The organism is Streptomyces sp. NPDC002057 (genome assembly GCF_040296665.1).
Classification (GTDB): Bacteria; Actinomycetota; Actinomycetes; order Streptomycetales; family Streptomycetaceae; genus Streptomyces.
The window spans coordinates 16,784-34,343 of sequence record NZ_JBEOXR010000057.1 but is presented as its reverse complement, the minus strand read 5'-3'; the positions used below and the strand labels follow the sequence as shown (position 1 = coordinate 34,343).

The 17,560-nt window shown below is 71.9% G+C and carries 12 protein-coding genes and 1 pseudogene; 9 read left to right on the top strand and 4 right to left on the bottom strand.

Annotation, left to right across the window (positions count from 1 at the left end; genetic code table 11):
• Positions 1-184 precede the first annotated feature (184 nt).
• From ABT129_RS31845 to ABT129_RS31830, 4 genes are all read left to right on the top strand, one after another.
• Positions 185-1,450, top strand: coding sequence for an alpha/beta hydrolase (locus ABT129_RS31845; RefSeq protein ID WP_351908541.1), 1,266 nt, complete (start codon positions 185-187; stop codon positions 1,448-1,450).
• Between the two features lie 259 nt (positions 1,451-1,709).
• On the top strand, positions 1,710-2,294 hold the full coding sequence (locus ABT129_RS31840; protein ID WP_351908539.1) for a S1 RNA-binding domain-containing protein: 585 nt from the start codon (positions 1,710-1,712) through the stop codon (positions 2,292-2,294).
• A 618-nt stretch (positions 2,295-2,912) separates the two neighbouring features.
• Positions 2,913-3,218, top strand: a complete 306-nt coding sequence (locus tag ABT129_RS31835; protein WP_351908582.1) for a trypco2 family protein — start codon at positions 2,913-2,915, stop codon at positions 3,216-3,218.
• 1 nt (position 3,219) lies between these two features.
• Positions 3,220-4,899, top strand: a complete 1,680-nt coding sequence (locus ABT129_RS31830; protein WP_351908537.1) for a trypsin-like peptidase domain-containing protein — start codon at positions 3,220-3,222, stop codon at positions 4,897-4,899.
• A gap of 82 nt (positions 4,900-4,981) precedes the next feature.
• Here ABT129_RS31830 and metX read toward each other — a convergent pair whose 3' ends face one another.
• From metX to ABT129_RS31815, 3 genes are all read right to left on the bottom strand, one after another.
• Positions 4,982-6,115: a homoserine O-acetyltransferase MetX gene (gene metX, locus ABT129_RS31825; RefSeq protein ID WP_351908535.1), complete on the bottom strand. Its 1,134-nt coding sequence runs from the start codon at positions 6,113-6,115 to the stop codon at positions 4,982-4,984.
• Between the two features lie 8 nt (positions 6,116-6,123).
• On the bottom strand, positions 6,124-7,539 hold the full coding sequence (locus ABT129_RS31820; RefSeq protein WP_351908533.1) for a bifunctional o-acetylhomoserine/o-acetylserine sulfhydrylase: 1,416 nt from the start codon (positions 7,537-7,539) through the stop codon (positions 6,124-6,126).
• 521 nt (positions 7,540-8,060) lie between these two features.
• Positions 8,061-10,652, bottom strand: a complete 2,592-nt coding sequence (locus ABT129_RS31815) for a hypothetical protein (RefSeq protein ID WP_351908531.1) — start codon at positions 10,650-10,652, stop codon at positions 8,061-8,063.
• Positions 10,653-11,017: 365 nt separating this feature from the next.
• Here ABT129_RS31815 and ABT129_RS31810 point away from each other — a divergent pair, with 365 nt between their 5' ends.
• From ABT129_RS31810 to ABT129_RS31795, 4 genes and pseudogenes are all read left to right on the top strand, one after another.
• Positions 11,018-11,989 (top strand): LysR family transcriptional regulator, encoded by a 972-nt coding sequence (locus ABT129_RS31810; protein WP_351908529.1) that lies wholly within the window; start codon positions 11,018-11,020, stop codon positions 11,987-11,989.
• A gap of 350 nt (positions 11,990-12,339) precedes the next feature.
• Positions 12,340-12,813 carry a hypothetical protein gene (locus ABT129_RS31805; protein WP_351908527.1) on the top strand — a complete coding sequence of 158 codons (474 nt, stop codon included), beginning with the start codon at positions 12,340-12,342 and terminating at the stop codon, positions 12,811-12,813.
• A gap of 146 nt (positions 12,814-12,959) precedes the next feature.
• Positions 12,960-13,406: pseudogene (locus ABT129_RS31800) on the top strand (NB-ARC domain-containing protein); the annotation flags it as partial.
• 556 nt (positions 13,407-13,962) lie between these two features.
• Positions 13,963-15,021 carry a tetratricopeptide repeat protein gene (locus tag ABT129_RS31795; RefSeq protein ID WP_351908525.1) on the top strand — a complete coding sequence of 353 codons (1,059 nt, stop codon included), beginning with the start codon at positions 13,963-13,965 and terminating at the stop codon, positions 15,019-15,021.
• 238 nt (positions 15,022-15,259) lie between these two features.
• On the opposite strand, the gene ABT129_RS31790 is transcribed toward ABT129_RS31795, so the two are convergent.
• Positions 15,260-16,168, bottom strand: coding sequence for a hypothetical protein (locus tag ABT129_RS31790; RefSeq protein WP_351908523.1), 909 nt, complete (start codon positions 16,166-16,168; stop codon positions 15,260-15,262).
• 126 nt (positions 16,169-16,294) lie between these two features.
• On the opposite strand from ABT129_RS31790, the gene ABT129_RS31785 reads away from it, so the two are divergent.
• On the top strand, positions 16,295-17,401 hold the full coding sequence (locus ABT129_RS31785) for a DUF5954 family protein (RefSeq protein ID WP_351908521.1): 1,107 nt from the start codon (positions 16,295-16,297) through the stop codon (positions 17,399-17,401).
• Positions 17,402-17,560 lie beyond the last annotated feature (159 nt).

Here is a 17,560-nt window from a genome sequence, read left to right as displayed (position 1 = left end):
TTTCGCCGACGACCGAGCCCGCGCCGCAGCCCTTCGCGCGACACGCCTTCGCTCACCCGTCACCGCGAGGTTCTCCCCCTCATGGTCCGAGGGGAGTCTCCGGTTCCGGGGTGGGGCTGACCACACCCCGGGCCGGGGGGCCGTCGGATGTCCCGGTGATCAGCATCTCCGTAGCGTCTTCGTCATGACCCACACCACGACCAGCACCCGCTCCCGGCCGTCCACGCAGCGCAGGCGAGTACGCCGCTGCCTGGCCGCCGCTACCGCCGTCGTCCTCACCGCCCTGACCGCCGCTCCGGCGGTCGCCGCGTCCGGACCCCACCCGGTGCGGCAGAGCGCCGGGCGCGGAGCCCTCCTCGGTGTCACTCCCGTCGCCGACCTGAGCCGGAGCGAAGTGGCCGCGTTCCTCAAGGGCGCCGACATCGACCCGGCGACCGTGCGCCACGGGGTACGCGCCTACCGGCTGACCTACCGGACCGTGACGCCTGGAGGCGAACCGACCACCGCGACCGGCCTGCTGGTGCTCCCCAGGGGCGGCGAGCGTCGGCTCGACCTGGTGGCGGACACCCACGGCACGATGGTCCACCGCGACTACGCGCCGTCCGTCGCCACGGACTTCGGCCTCTTCGCGCCCTATCTGCACGCCGCCGCGGGGCGTGCCGTCGCCGCCCCGGACTACCTCGGACTGGGCAAGGGCCCCGGCCTCCATCCGTACATGGACACGACCTCGGCCGTCTCCGCCTCGCTCGACATGCTGCGGGCCTCCCGCACCGCCTCGCGCGCGCTCGGCAGACCACTCACCGGAGATGTGTACGGAACCGGGTTCTCGCAGGGCGGCCAGGTCGCCATGGCGCTGGGCCGCGAGCTGGCCCGGGGAGCGGACCGGCACTTCCGGTTGCGGGCGCTCGCGCCGGTCGCCGGACCCTACGACCTGCGGGGCGCCGAGGTCCCCGCTCTCCTCGACGGTCGTGTCAACGACATCAGCGGCGTCTTCTACATGTCGTACTTCCTGACGGCGCAGAACCGGCTCCACCCCGTCTACGCCGATCCGGCCGATGCCTTCAGGCAGCCGTACGCGGGGTACGTGGAGCAGCTCTTCGACACCCGGCACACCGAGGAGGACATCGTCACGAAGCTGCCGGGCTCGGTGAAGGAACTGCTGACCGACGGCTTCTACGAGCGGTTGCGCCACCCGGACGGCGGACTGCTGGCCGCGCTCAAGGCACAGGACGGGACGTGCGACTGGAAGCCCGGAGTTCCCGTACGGCTGCACACCGCAGCCGGCGACACCGACGTGCCGATCGCCAATTCCGTCAACTGCGCGGCCGATCTGGCCCGTAACGGTGTGCGGGCCCGCGTCATCGACCACGGGAAGGCCGACCACAACGGCTCCTTCAAGCTGGCGGGGCCGCAGATCGTGCGCTGGTTCGACGCGCTCGCGCACAGCTAGCCGACCGACCCCGGCCTGCGGGGTCCGGCAGCCGGATCCTCGGTGCCGCCACCAACCTGCCTTGGGGTGACGTCATCGGGGCGACCGACGGACGCGCCGTGGTCGACATGGCGCGCGGATTGGCGAGAGCCCCCGGCCGGCTGCCGAGCGTCTCCGGCCAGGACGTGTCCGACCGATCAGGGTCCCGGCTGAGGCACAGCGAGGGCTGAAGGTCGTCGAGGCATGGTCGGCCCGCGATGTCGTGTGCCAGGGTGTCGGTATGGATTGGCAGTCTGAGAGCCCGGAACTCTGGGCGTTCCTGGAGTCCCTGAACGACGGCGACATACTGTCCGGCACCGTCGCGGCGATCGAACGGTTCGGGGTCTTCGTGGCCCTGGACGACGGCCCTGCCCATCCCCTCTTCCCCGGTGTCGGGTTCATCGTCATCCCTGAACTGTCCTGGCGGCACATCGACGCTCCCACCGATGTCGTTCAGGTGGGGCAGCGTGTCTCGTGCGAGTTCCTCCAGTTCGACACCTACAACGCGGAGGCCAGACTGTCCTTGAAGGCACTGGAGCCCGACCCCCTCCAGGCTTTCGCCGACCGGACAGCGGTGGGCCAGGAACTCCGCGGGACGCTGGAGAAGGTGCTTTCCTTCGGCATCCTCGTCGACCTCGGGGACGGGATTGCCGGGCTGGTTCCCTTCAGGGAAGCCCCCGGCCGGCCTGCGGCGAGTCCGCTGGAAGACTTCGAGGTCGGAGAGGAGATCGCGGTCGTCGTCGCGGAAATCGACCCGCCGAGACGTCGGGTTCTCCTCTCCAGGCCGCAGGGTGGCCGGCACGAAGGTGTCGCGTCGACCACATGACGGCCGGCGGCCAGAACGGAACAGGAGGCTGCGCGTACGCAGCCCCCACGCCTCCGTGACCATCATCCAGCCCGCGCGAACACCGTGACGCGGCGGCACCGCGAGGGACCCGGCCGGCCGGCCGACCAGCGCTCCGTACCACTCGTAGGCACCGAGAAGGGCGACGATCAGCAGGGCCGCAGCCACCACAAGGCAGAGGCGAGGGCCGACGCGCGCGATGGTCCCGCGCCGATCGGCGGACCGCTTCCCGCGCGGCTCCTCGGTCACCCAACGGGCTCCGAGGGCCCTGGGCTCGGCCGCGTCTCGCACCGGCACGGCCAGCCGGACCGACCGGGCGAGGGCCTGGACTGCCGCGGCGTCGCGCCCGTCTTCGAACCGTGCCCCGACCAGCATCGGCCGAGGCTCTCCCGCCGAGAGGGAACACGGCGCCATGAAACGCCGGACGACAGCTGTTCGTGCCGCCGGTCACCCCCGGGCGGTTTCCCTCTGACGGGCCGGGCGCCGGCCCGTGCGCAGGCCGATTCTCCTGCGCAGACCAGGAGGCGTTGGGCAGACTGATGCCCGGTGGGGCCCGCTGCTGGAGCCGGGCTCCGGAGGTGGGGTGCCAGGGTGACCGAGATGGGGTTGGCGGCGGCTATCGAGGAGCTCCGCCAGGAGTTGTACGCCGCGCAGGACGCCGGTGCGGGGCAGCAGTTCGCCTTCGAGATCGACGAAGCGCAGCTGGAGCTGCTTCTCGAGGTGCGCGCCGAGGGCCGGGGAGAGGGCCGGCTCTCGTTCGGGGTGGCGACCCTGGGCGGGAGCGGGATGGCCTCCCAGGCCCGCACCCACAAACTGACGCTGAAGTTGAACGTGAAGGATCGCGCCACCGCGGGGTCACGGGTCGAGATCGGCCACCGGGAGAACGGCTCCTGGGGAGAGGACTGAAGTGGACCCGCGACGACTGGCGGACGTCCAGGCGGGGGACGCCCGGCGTTCCCGCATGGTCGGCACCGGGTACCTGATCGCCCCGAGACTGGTGCTCACCGCCCGGCACGTCGTGATCGACCCGGCAGGGGACAGGGCCTGGGAGCGGATCGAGGTCCGGGTGGGGCATCCGGGTGACCAGTACGGGCCGGTGACGCGGTGTGGGGCCACGGTGCGCTGGGTCGGACAGGCCGACCCCGACGTGGCCGTCCTGGAGCTGGATCAGGAGGTGGAAGCGGCCGGGACCGTGGCCTGGGGCCGGCCCAGCGGCAAACAGGCCCTGGAATACAACGGCATGGCGTTTCCCCGGCACGCGCGCGGCGAGGGTGGCCGTCGGATCGTCGAGCAGCTGCGAGGCAGCCTGCCCCCGCTGGCCGGGGGTGGCAGAGACCACGACCTGTACGTCCTGGACCAGGCGGCCGCACCGAGCCCTCCCACGAAGGAGGATGCGCTGCCGTGGGGTGGGGCGTCCGGGGCAGCCGTGTTCTGCCAGGAGCTGCTGGTCGGCGTGCTGGTGACCGACGACACCCGCCACGGCCACCGGCGGCTGCACGCCGTGCCCGTGCACGCCTTCGTCGGCGACCCGGCGCTCCAGAGGATCCTGACGGAGCACGGCCTCGCCGTGCCGCATCCCCAGCCTGTGTCGGCCGACCCTCCGACCGGGACGCCGGACGAGGGAGCTCGCCTCCGGGTGAGGGCGGTGGCGACCTGGGCGGTGCCCCTTCTCGCCGTGGGCGTGCTGTTCACGGCCTTCGACCTGCCCGGTGGGCGAGGCGCAGGCAACCCGAAGCAGCCTCCGCCCTCGGCGACCGCCGGCCCCCCGAGCGCCCCGGACGGCCTGGCCGGTGCGGCGGACAGCACGGTCGGCGGGCTGCCACGCGGGACGCGGTTGCGGATGACGGCGACGGTCAGCGGTCTGGACGAGTCCATGGCGGTGACGTTCGCCGAGAGTGATCTCGCCGGCCTCACGGATGTCCTGGAGATGAGCGCCATCCCCGCGGCCCCGATGCCCGCGGCAATGAACCGGCATGTCGAGACCCGGGGCTACCTGCTGGCCGGGGCACTGGTCAACCTGGTGGTCGACGGCCTTGACGGCAACGTCGAGATCACCAAGGTCCGCCCTGTCGGCACCGTCAAGGAACCGATCCCGCTCGGCGCCGCCTTCTACTTCCCGAGCCAGGGCGGCGGAGTCGTACGCGCGATGGACTTCGACATGGACGACACCTCACCCGTCGCCAGAATCCCTCCTGGCGCCACGGACGCGGGCCCTGTCGGCGAGCCCTTCTTCACCTCCCGGAGGATCACCGTGAAGCAAGGGGAGTCGGAGAGGCTCGCATTGAACTTCAGCACGGTCAGAGCCGCGTACGTCTTCAAGGTGGCCGTCAACTACGTCGCGGGCGGCAAGCAGTTCAGCCAGTTCATCGAGGACGGCTCGGGCAGGCCTCGCGTGTTCCGGATCAGCGCGGACCCGTGCCCGTGGGACGGCATGCGCGGCCGCCTGACCGAGCAGGACATCCGTACGCTCGGCACGATGCACTTCCGCCACGTGAGAACGGTCGACAAGGAGGCTGTGGAACAGGGCTACCGACTCATCGCCGCCGATCCCGCGAACCGCGCCATGGGGGAGTCCCTCTGTCCCTGAGGCTCGGCCCTGAGGGCCTGCCCTGAGCCTCTGCCCTGAGCCGGGCCCGGGCCGGCCACCGGCTCGGATTCCCCCTTACGCCTCAGCGCAGAAGCTCGGCCACCAACTCAGCCACCTGCTCCACCTCGATGAGGAACCCGTCGTGGCCGTACGGCGACCCGAGGACACGCGGCCGGTCCGCACCAGGGATGCCCGCCGCCAGCTCCGCCTGCTGAGCCGGCGGGTAGAGGCGGTCGGAGTCGATCCCGGCCACAAGAGTCCGTGCGGTCACCCGGCTCAGCGCCGCCCGGATGCCACCCCGTCCCCGGCCGACATCATGACCGTTCATGGCCTCGGTCAGCACGACGTAGCTGCCCGCGTCGAAGCGTCGGGCCAGCTTGGCCGCGTGGTGGTCGAGGTAGGACTCGACCTGGTAGCGGCCGCCGAGCCAGGGATCCTCCGTGCCCTGGGCGGTACGGCCGAAGCGGGCGGCCAGTTCGTACTCGCTGCGGTAGGTGACGTGGGCCAGGCGGCGGGCGAGACTCAGTCCGCCGTGCGGGCCCCGTCCTGTGTCGTGGTAGTGACCGCCCCGCCAGTCGGGGTCGGCGCGGATCGCCTGCAGCTGGACCGATGCCCAGGCGATCTGCTCGGCGCTCGCCGCGGCCGTCGTGGCGAGCAGCAACAGCGCGTCGGTACGCTCCGGGTGGGTCACGGCCCACTCCAGCGCCCGCATCCCGCCCATCGATCCGCCGATCACCAGCGCCCAGCGGGCCACGCCGAGCGCGTCGGCGAGGCCCACCTCGGCCGCGACCTGGTCGCGCGGTGTCAGGAAGGGGAAGTCACCGCCCCAGCGGCGGCCGTCCGCCCGGCGCGAGGACGGTCCGGTACTGCCCTGACAGCCGCCCAGCACGTTGGGCGCCACGACGAACAGGCGGTCCGTGTCCAGTGCGCGCCCCGGCCCGATGAGTCCCTCCCACCAACCGGGAGTGGGGTGCCCGGGGCCGGCCGGACCGGCGGCGTGACTGTCGCCGGTGAGAGCGTGCAGTACCAGCACCGCGTTGGCACGGTCCGGCGCGAGCGTCCCCCAGGTCTCGAACGCCAGTCGCACGCCAGCCAGTTCGCCCCCGGCCTCAAGTCCCAGCGGCGTCTCGCGGGTGTACCACCGGCGCCATCCGGCCGGGTCCCCCTCCCGCCAGGCCCCGGAGGCCGGCGGCAGAGGAACCTCGGACGGCGGCATGACGATGCTCAGGACACGCCCTCGGACGACTCGTCCGTGGACGCACCCTCGGACGACTCGCCCTCGGACGCACCCTTGGCAGCCCGGAAGCCCGCCTCAAGATCCGCCTTGAGGTCTGCGAGGTTCTCCAGTCCGACCGACAGGCGCACCAGACCGGGCGAGGCGCCGGTCGCCGCCGACTGCGCCTCGTCCAGCTGGCTGTGGGTGGTGGAGGCCGGGTGAATGATCAGACTGCGGACATCCCCGATGTTGGCCAGATGGCTGAACAGCTCGACAGCGTCCACGAACCGCTTGCCCGCCTCGACGCCGTCCCGCAGCTCGAAGGAGAGGACCGCTCCCGCCCCGCGCGGCAGGTAACGCTGCCCCGCCTCGTACCAACGGTTGGACGGCAGCCCCGGGTAGTGCACGGCGGAGACCTCGTCGCGCTGCTCCAGCCACTCGGCCAGGGCCTGCGCGTTCGCCGAGTGCCGCTCGATGCGCAGACTCAGCGTCTCCACGCCCTGCAGCAGCAGGAAGGAGGAGTGCGGAGAGAGCGCGGGGCCGAGGTCCCGCAACAGCTGGACACGCAGCTTGATCGCGAAGGCGCCCGGGCCGAGCGCCGGCCAGTACCGGAGGCCGTGGTAGCTGGGGTCGGGTTCGGTGAAGTCGGGGAAGCGGTCGGGGTGCGCCCCGAAGTCGAAGGTGCCGCCGTCCACCACGACACCCGCGACCACCGTGCCGTGCCCGCCGAGGAACTTCGTCGCCGAGTGGACGACGATGTCTGCGCCGTGCTCCAGGGGGCGGAGCAGATAGGGCGTGGGGACGGTGTTGTCCACGATCAGCGGGACCCCCGCCGCGTGGGCCACGTCGGCGACCGCCCGCACGTCGAGTACGTTCCCGCGCGGGTTGCCCAGCGTCTCGGCGAACAGCGCCTTGGTGTTCGGCCGGATCGCCGCCCGCCACGCCTCGGCATCGTCGGGGTCGTCCACGAAGGAGACCTCGACGCCGAACCTGGGCAACGTGTGCCGGAACAGGTTGTACGTGCCCCCGTACAGCGACGTACTGGCCACGAGGTGGTCCCCGGACCCCGCCAGCGTGAGGATCGCCAGGGTCTCGGCCGCCTGCCCGGAGGACAGCGCGACCGCCGCGACACCGCCCTCCAGCGCGGCGATCCGCTGCTCGAAGACGTCCTGGGTGGGGTTGTGGATACGGGTGTAGATGTTGCCGGGCTCGGCCAGCGAGAAGAGATCGGCGGCGTGCTGCGTGTCCCGGAACACGAAGGACGTCGTCTGGTAGATCGGCGTCGCCCGCGCCCCGGTCACCGGGTCGGGCGTCGCACCCGCGTGGATCTGCTTGGTCTCGAAGGACCAGGCCGAGGTGTCGGGCCCGGCAGGCTCGTCCTCGGGAGTGTGACCGGCGGCGACGGCGTCGATGGGCTGGCTCATGACGGTGCTCCTTGTGCGGGTGCGCGCACGGCTTCGCGCCGTGCGCGGGGCGGGGCAGCGAACGGGTGGTCCCGAAGGACCGGGCCGAGGTGTCGGCCGGGGGTGGCTCAGCGCGCAGCGGGACACCACGTGGCGGCGGCGGACGCGAGAGCACACGCGCGGAGGGTGAGCAGGAAAGGCGCGGAAGCGGTCACACGCTCACGAAAGCACAGCCGCGCCCCGCGAACCAGCGGCCTGCGGAGCGCGACATACAGCGTTCATCCACGGGCCAGAGCAGCCGTCGGGCCACGGTCGCCATCGGCGTGCCGGTCAGCAGACGCCGGCGCGTTCCCGGAGAGCCGGCGGACGATGTCGGAGCCTCACGCCCGGCCGACTCCGGGCCGACCGAGCAGTGCAGGGGCATTCTCCGAGCGCCGGAACACAGGACCAGGAGCCGCCGCCGGTGGGGCTCCCTGGACGGAAGCCGGTGCGGTGCCACGGGGCACCGCACCGGCATCCTTGCCTACGTCACCGTGCCGGTGTCAGCGCAGCGGGATGGAGTCGATCACGCGCTGCGGAACCGTCCATACCCCTGTGGTGTGGGCCACCACCGTCCGACGGCCTCCGTCGACCAGCCAAACGGTGGCCGCGTCCGGCGATTTGATGCGTGTGCCGTCGGCGATCGTGGTGGTGAGTGCTGTCCATATGCGGTGGGGTACCACCTGCATGGGGCGGTCGGCGTAGCCGCTGGCGGTGAGTTCTTCCATGCTGTTGAAGGGGATCTTGGCGCCTCCGACGATGGCTGCCTGGCCGGCGGATCCTGCGTCCTTGATGCGTGTGCCGTCGGCGATCGTGGTGGTGAGTGCTGTCCATATGCGGTGGGGTACCACCTGCATGGGGCGGTCGGCGTAGCCGCTGGCGGTGAGTTCTTCCATGCTGTTGAACGGGATCTTGGCGCCTCCGACTATCGCCGCCTGGCCGGCGGAACCCGCGTCCTTGATCCGCGTACCGTCCGCGATCCGCGTCGTCATGGCGTCCCACACCCGGGCCGGCACGATCAGCAGAGGCTCCGCGCCATAACCCGAGCCTTCCAGCTCCTCCATGCTCTGGAAGGCGACCAGAGCTCCGCCGACCACGGCGCCTTGGGCGGTGCTGTCGCTCTTGCCGACCAGAGTGCCGTCCGCGATCTTCGTGGTCATGGCGTCCCACACCCGTGCGGGAACGACCTGGCGGGGCTTGTCGCCGTATCCGGCGGCGTTGCGTTCCGCCTCGGTGTGGAAGTCGACGCGTGCTCCGCCGATGACCGCGGCTTCCGAGGTGGCTCCGCTCTTGGCCAACCGCGTACCGTCCGCGATCTTCGTGGTCATGGCGTCCCACACCCGTGCCGGAATGACGTGGCGGGGCTTGTCGCCGTATCCGGCGGCGTTGCGTTCCGCCTCGGTGTGGAAGTCGACGCGTGCTCCGCCGATGACCGCGGCTTCCGAGGTGGCTCCGCTCTTGGCCAACCGCGTACCGTCCACGATCCGCGTCGGCAGGGCGCTGAACGCCCGGCCGGGAACAGCCCGCACCTTCGAGGCCCAGTCCGTGCCGAAGCCCGAATCGACCACCTCTTGCGGACTGCTGAAGTTCACCCTGCCTCCGCCCACGATGGCGGCCACCGGAGTGGAGCCCAGCGAGCCCTGGATGAGCGTGCCGTCCTTCGGGATGGGCGGCAGGGTGTGGAAGTGCCGCGCCGGAATGCCCTGGACCTTCGAGGGCCAGTTGCTCCCGTAGCCGGAGTCGATGACCTCCTGGGGGCTGCCGAACGGGATGGCCGCACCACCGAGGATCATCGCGACGGGCGTGGAGACACCGTTGGCGGCGCCTTGTACGAGCGTGCCGTCCGCGGGGATCGTCCCGAGGTTGTGGTAGCTGCCGGGGGAGATCGCCACCACCTTGCCCGCCCAGTTGGCGCCGTGGCCGGAGTCGATGACTTCCTGCGGGCTGGCGAAGGGGATCAGGGCGCCGCCGACGGTCGCCGACACCGGCAGGTCCGTGGAGCCGGCCTTGGCCTGCACGAGTTGACCGTCCGCCGGCAGGGTGTTCATGTGATCGCGCGCGTCGACGGACCACGACGACACCTTCACCGGCGTGCCGCAGGTGACGGGAGCGGCGCAGGTCTCCTGCCACAGGGGAGCGCCACCCACGAAGAGGTGGATCCGTCCGCGCTGGTCGATGACGGTGGCCCCGTTTCGCGGCGTGGCCGGCCCGGCGTTGATGACGGCCTGCGTGGTGGGACGCGGCGTGGTGGTGCAGATGCCGTCGCCGCAGGTCGCCTGCCACACGGGCGCGCCACCCACCATCTTGTAGACACGACCGGTGTCGGTGGTCGACAGAAGCGTGCCGTCGGCCAGCCCGTGCACGGAAGTGACCGGCTGAGGGCCAGGGGGAGGCGGAGGTGTGCCGCCCGACGGCGGCGCTCCGCCGCCGCCTCTCCAGCCTCGCCCCTCGGGCGGACAGTAAGTGCCGGCGGGACCCGTCCACACGCACATCGTCTGGGCGACCGGGATCTTGGCGACGCGGTACGACGTCGTCTTGTTGCCGCGGCACCACAGGATGCCCAGCGAGTAGACCATTTCGATGGTCGTGGTCACCTCGTAGACGACGTACATGTTCGTCACGTACGGCTGGAGGTGCATATAGGTGCCCGGCTGGACGATGGGGGAGTACTCGTCCGACTCCGTCGTCTCCGTGACGACCGTCTGTGACCATCCGGCCTCCAGAGCGATCTTGACGACCTGTTCGGCCTCGATGGACCCGCCCACCGAGGTCTGTACGCTCAGAGAGATCTTCTCTCCGTACGTAGCCTTCATCGGTATGGCCGCACCGGTCGCGTTGTAGGTGCTCTTCACCCTCCCGGCCGGGGTCACATCCGTGCTGCGGGAGAGCAGACGGCGGGACACCTGGTTGTCGCGGAAATCGTCCGGCGTGCAAGGCCACCAGAATCCGGCGGCCTTGGCCTGACCGGAAGCGGCGGCCGCGACGGTCGGTGACGCCAGTCCGGCCGCCCCGGCCGGCGTGGTCGTCGCGAGCAGAGAGGCGAAGGCGGCGAACAAGGCCGCCAGGAGTGCGAGATGTCTGTTCCGTTTACGCATTGAATTCCCCGTGTCGGACCCCGATGGGGTCGCAGTGCCGCAACGGGCTCCCGCTGGAAGCGAGAAACCGAGCAGCCCTAGAAGTCACCCTCGTCAGAGGGCGAACGTGTCCACCCGCCGCCCGCGGGCAGCCGTGGACACCGGTGTGTCACCCCCACTTCCCCCGTTGCCCGACCCCTGCCCCACACCACGGCCGCTCTGAGCCTCCGCGGTCCGGACCGGTCCCAGCGCTCAAGGACGCCGCACGCTCGCGCATGCCGGTACGGCAGCTCAGGAGCAGGGGCACGCTCAGCTTGCCCGGCACGAACTGCGGCTGTCAGCACACCAATTATTCAAAAGACAGGGCGATCGATAACCTCCACCTCATGACTCCTGGTCGAGGCGCTGAGACCGCCGGCTCCGGTACCGCGACGCCGGGAGAACCGAGCGTCCATCAACTGCGCCTGTTCCTGGCCCTCGCCGACGAACTGCACTTCGGACGCGCCGCCGAGCGGCTGTTCATCAGCCAGTCGGCCCTCAGCCAGCAGATCCGCGACATGGAGAAGCGCCTGAAGACGCCGCTGTTCGCCCGCACCAGCCGGATGGTCGACCTCACCCCGGCGGGGCGGGCACTGCTGCCCGAGGCACGTCTGGTCATCGAAGCCACCGACCAACTGCGCCGCACCGCCGCCGCGCAGTGTCGGCAGAGCGACGGTCGGCTCGTGGTGGGCACCGTCGGCGCCGAGGCCGCCATGCCACACACCCGCGCGGTGCTGCAGGAACTGCAGAACCGGCACCCACAGATGACGGTGCAGCTGCTCGGTCTGAACATCGTCGACCACATGGCCGACCTCGTCCGGCAGGACATCGACGCCGTCTTCCTCCGTCCTCCCGTACCGGACGGCATCGAGCTGCAGCACCTGGCCACCGAGCCACGGGTGGTGTGCCTCTCCGCCGACGACCCTCTGGCAGCCCTCCCCCACCTCACCCTGGCCCAGCTGGAGGACAGGGCGGTGGTCGACGTACCCGCCCAGGTACCGCGGACGTGGTGGAACTTCTGGGCGGTCGATCCGCGTCCCGACGGCAGACGCGTGACGTACGGGCCTGTCGTGACCGACATGGAGTCACTGCTGCACACGGTCGGCCAGGGCGAGGCGGTGTGCTTCCTCCCCGCGGCCGCCCGGACGTTCTTCCCCCGCCCTGGCATCCGCTACCTGGACGTCCTCGACCTGTCGCCGTCGACGTGCGCGCTCGCCTGGCTGACGAAGCGCCGCGCGGAACCGACCATCGTCGCGATCCGGCAGGCGGCCCGCGCGGTCACCCAGCGAGCCGCCGGCGACCAGACGCTCCACCCCTGACGCGACCACCGTGGACACCGGGAGGCTGCTCCAGGACGCGAACCGGCCGGCTCGCCTCCGTGGGAGATCCCGTGCCCACAGCCACAACCACAGCCACAACCACAGCCACATCCTGCGACCGACTGACCGACTGACCGACTGACCGACTGACCGACTGACCGACTGACCGACTGACCGACGGGCGCCGACGGCTCCGCCCGCTCCGACTGCGGCGGACCGTGTCGGTTGTCACGGCCGCTCGCTCGGCGGAACCGGGGACACCGGCGCCGCCTGTCTGATGGAGTGACGTGGGGAGGCACCGTAGCGGTGCCCGCTCCAGTAGGGACCGGACTCTCAGGGGAAGGGCAAGGATGCTGTCGGAGGCGATGACCGCGCTGGCCGCGGCGGGAGGCACGGCGGTGGTGCAGGCTGCGGGCACCGACGCCTGGGCAGGGCTACGCGGACAGATGGCCCGTTGGTTCGGCCAGGGGAATCCACAGCGCGAGCACGCCGAGCTGGAGCGCCTCGACCAAGCCGCCGCCGAGCTCGAGGCCGCGGCGCCGCCCCAGGCGGAGCGGGTGCGGATCCGTCAGGAGGCGGCGTGGCAGGCCCGTATCGAGGCTCTGCTCGAAAGTTTCGGGGACAGCGAGCAGGGCCGGCTCGCGGAGGGCCTGCGCGCTCTCCTGACCGAGCAGCCGTCCCCCAGGCATGTGTCGGTCGGCCAAGGTGGGCCGGCTGTCGGGGGAGACATCAGCATCCAGGCGGACCGTGGATCCGCAGCCGCCCTCACCATGGGGAATGTGACCCTGGGAAACCCTCCTCAGCCGGGTTCGCAGCAGGACTGAGCGCATCCGGATCAGGCTCGGCCCCGCCGCCCCACCACGGTGGCGGCATCTTCGCCGACCACGGCGGCTTCGCCGTCGGCCACGCCGAGCAAGTCCACCACCACGCTCCGCCCCGCACTCCAGCCGCCTGGCCACGCCAAGTCGGCGTGATCCCGCCCCGCGCCCTCTCCTTCCAGCACAGGACCGAGGCCGACCTGCTGCGGACGGCGGCCGACGGCGGGGGTACGGCGGTGCCCGGCCAGGTCCTGACCGGAACGGGCGGGGTGGGCAAGACCCAGCTGGCCGCCGACTACGCTCGCAGCGCCTGGGAGGGCGATGAGGTCGACATCCTGGTGTGGATCAGTGCGAGCAGCCGATCAGCGATCACGGCTGGGTACGCGCAGGCGGCCGTGGAGATTCTCGCCGCGGAACCGGGCGACCCGGAGAATGCCGCACGGTCGTTCCTGGCCTGGCTGGAACCGAAAGCGGTCCAGCGGCCCTGCCGGTGGCTGATCGTCCTGGACGACGTCGCGGATCCCGCCGACCTGCACGGCTGGTGGCCGCCGACCGGGAGCCACGGGCGCGTCCTGGTCACCACGCGCCGGCGCGAGGCCGCCCTCACCGGAGAAGGCCGACGCCTGGTGACGGTGGGCCTGTTCACCCCGCAGGAGGCCGCCGCCTACCTGACCGCCGTGCTCGCCCCGTACGACGAAGGGGCGACCGAGCACATCGACGGCCTCGCCGCCGACCTGGGACACCTGCCACTCGCCTTGGCCCAGGCCACCGCCTACATCATCGACACAGGCCTGACGTGTGCCTCGTACAGAGCGCTGCTGGGCGACCGGATCAGAAAGCTGGGCGACCTGCTGCCCGAGTCCGGAGCCCTGCCCGACGACCAGACCGTCACCGCGGCCGCCACCTGGTCCCTGTCCCTCGAACGCGCCGACCAGATCCGCCCGGTCGGCCTTGCCCGCCCGATGCTCCAGCTGGCCGCTCTGCTCGACCCCGGCGGCATCCCCGCCGCGGTCCTGACCAGTCGGCCCGCTCTCACGCATCTCGCCGAGCACCGCACCCTCAGCGGCACGGACGACCCTTCTCAGCCGGCTCCGGTCCCGGCGGAGGACGCCGTGCTCGCACTGCGAGCCCTGCACCGGCTCGGTCTTGTCGACCATGATCCGGACGCCCCCCCACCAGGCTGTCCGTGTCCATCAACTCATCCAGCGTGCCACCCGGGACAGCCTCACCCTTGTCCGCCACGACCGGACCGCTCTCGCCGCCGCCGATGCCCTGCTCGATGCCTGGCCCGAGGTCGAGCGGGACACCGTCCTCGCCCAGGCGTTGCGGGCCAACACGGATGCCCTGGTACACCACTCGCGCGATGCCGCCCTCTGGCGGCCCGACGGCCATCGGGTGCTCCAGACCGCCGGTGACAGTCTGGGGGACAGCGGACAGGTCACCGCCGCCGTCGCGTACTTCGAACGCCTCGTGGACGCCACGCGACGGCACCTCGGGCCGGATCATTCCGACACCCTGATCGCCAGATCCAACCTCGCTCACTGGCGGATGGAGGCGGGGGACGTGGCCGGCGCGCTCACCGCCTACGCCGAACTCGTCGCACACATGCGGCTTGTCCCCGGCCCGGATCACCGCGCGGTCCACACCGCCCGGGCTGGGCTTGCCTTCGCGAAGGGAGAGGCCGGGGACCCGGCCGCGGCCGCCACCGCCTACGCCGAGGTGCTGGCCGACCGGGAGCGGATCCTGGGCGCGGACGCGCTCTCCACCCTCACCACACGGAAGTCCCTCGCCTGGTGGCAAGGCCGGGCGGGGGACGTGGCCGGCGCGGTCACCACGTACACCGAGCTGCTGGAACGCGTGCAGCGGGTTCTGGGGCCGGATCACCCCAGTGCGCTGACGGTCCGCTGCGAACTCGCCCACTGCCGGGGAAGGGCAGGGGACTGGGCCGGGTCGGTCACCGCGTACGGCGAGTTGCTTCGGCATGCCCTGAGGGTGCTGGGGCCGGACCACCGCGACACCCTGACCATTCGGCACCACTTCGCCTGGGCACGGTGGGAAGCCGGGGACGAGGTCGGCGCGGACACCGCGCTCACCCAGCTTCTGGAGGATGCGGTGCGCGTCATGGATGCGGACCATCCCACGGTCCTGGCTCTACGACGCGACCTCGCCCACGTACAGGAGACAGGCGACCGCACCACCGCGCCAGACTCCTGAAACCGCCGCACGACCTGCCTGACACGGCCACGACTCGGGGAGCCCGTTCCGCCGCGTGGGCAGTTGGCGGCGGCGGACCAGGCCGGAGAGACGACCGGTCCAGTCGCGGGCCGCCGGGCCGGTGGCGAGACCGCACTTCCCCGCCAGGGGCTCACCCGCCGCTCGGCCCGCGCCGTACGAGCCCACGAAAGCGCGCGGGACCCGCGAGCCGCAGGATCGGCCGGGGCGCCGATCGGGTTCAGTTCACCGGCATGCCGATGCCCGGCAGCCACAGCCGACCGTGGTCGTTGACCGTCAGCTCCCAGGCCACCAGCTCGTCCGGGCAGGACGAGCGACGGGCGCGGACGTCGGCGACCAACAGCCGGGCGGCCGAACGGGCGGCAGCGGGGTCCTCCTCCGCGAACACCGCCCGCCACCAGCCGCGGTCGCGCACCTGCCAGCCCCGCTCCCGCATGGCCTCCTCCAGGCCCGGCTCCTCGGCCGTGGTCCGGTGGTCCACCATCAGCGACAACTCCCCGCGGTCCTGGCTGTACCCGACCCGCAGGTGCCGCGGCCAGTCCCGCGCGCACCCCACGACGAAGGACGCCCAGTCGCCCGGCACCTGTACCGGCAGCTGCTCCATCCACGAGTCCAGGAGCAGTTCGAGCGAGGACTCCAGGTGCTCCCAGGACGCCGCCGTGTGGTGGCCGTCCCAGCGAAAGGCCGGCCAGTCGCGCGTCGGCCCCCGGTGCAGCAGCCAGAGGTAGGGGAGCGCGTCGAAGCCGTGCGGCCGGTCCGGCTGCCAGCCGACCGACCCCGACTCCACGGCCGTGTACTCGCGCCCGTGCAGGTCCGACGCCCTGTGCACCGAGAGCGTGGCACCCTGCGGGCTGCCACCCAGGAGCACCACATGCGCTCCGGTGTGCCAGCGCACGCTGGGGCCGGCAGCCGAACCGCCGTACAGAGTGGGCTCGCCGAGCTCGGCCGCCACCGCGTCGTACACCGGCCGCAGTGCCTCGCGCCGTGCGGCGCGGCCGGACCCGGGCGGGTGCGGTGCGACGAGCACGGCGGGCGCGTCCACATGCGCGTCAGGGCGGTCGCGCAGGGCGCGAGCGCGGACGGCGGCGTCTGCGGGACCGGAGAGCGAGGAGGGCGTGCCGATGACCATGGCGCCATCGTGCCAGGCGGTGGGGCGGGCGGTCGACGTGATGACCGCCGAGGGGGCGTGTACGGCCCGGGTGAACGATCCGGTGAAACCGTGATGCGAAGGCACCGTTGCCGCCACAGTGGTGGCATGAGCGGAGAGAGCACAGGGGCCGACAGCTGGCCGGTGGTGGTGAGGGTTCCGGTGGAGCCGGTGGAGGCCGCGATGGAGGCCGACGCCCTCGACGCGGCGATCCGCAACAGCGCCCTCGCCGTCAGAGGGCCCCTGTTCGGTGTCGCCACGCCGAGCGAGGACGGCGGCCGGGGTTGGCGGGTGGTCGTAGAGGTCACCCACGGGGGCCCGCAGGACGCCCGCGACGCGCTGAACTCCCTGCTGTGGTTCCGGGCGAAGGACGAGGCGAACAGCCGGGAGGAGCGGCGTGCGCTGCTGGCGGCGGTCGCCCGGCTGGAGAGCGAGTGCGTCGACGAACTCACGGTCCTCGGCACCCGCTACCGCGTGGTGCGGGCCGAGGAGTACGCCGGCACCGACGAGCACGGCGACATCGAAACGCCTCGCCCCACCGATCCCGAGCCTCCCGCCCCTGACTGGAGCCCCGGCGCGGCCGTAGCCGGCCGGAGAGTCGACGACGACCTCGTCCTGGACCCGGAGGCACCTGTCACCCCCCTCCAGGCAGCTGAGCGACTGTCGCTGCGCTCCCTGGCCTACACCGGCGCCAGGTTTCCCGCCCCTGTGCTGGAGGATTCGGCGCGGGCCGTCGAAACGCACCCCGACGTCCTGCTCATGCCGGCGGCGTTCCTGATCGTCGAGCGGTCGGGCGACGGGCCGTGGACACCGGGCAGCGGGCTGCAACCCACGGCCCACGACGCACGCCGGACCCTTGACTTCGCTCTGGCCTGGATGGAGCCGCGCACGCGCGGCCTGATTCCCTACGATGCCGACCGCGCCGTCGACGCCCGCACTGCGGCCGCTGCCGACGGCCCGGAGGCCGCCGAACTGGCGGAGTTCGCGAAGGCGGCGGACCGGCTGCGCGCGGGCCGCTGCGACGAGGTGGAGGCCCACGGCACCGTCTACCGGATCGCCCGCTCCCGGCGCCTGCTGCGCTGGGGCCCCGACGGGCCGGAAGGACCGCGCCCGTCCGACGTCAGCGCCCACGCCCCGGCCGCTCTCCACCCCCGCCTCGACGAGGACGGCGCCGTCCACTTCGACGAGCCCGACCAGGACGATCCCGCACCGTGAGGGTGCGACGGGTCCCGTGCGGCGTCCGTGCCGTCAAGCCGAAGAGACGCCCTCACGTCACCTACGGAGCCCGTTTCACCCCGCTATGCACGGCGTGCTCAGCGTAGCCATGCACGCCCCCCGGAGAACTCCGCGCGCTCTACCGGCGTCCCCGAGGTG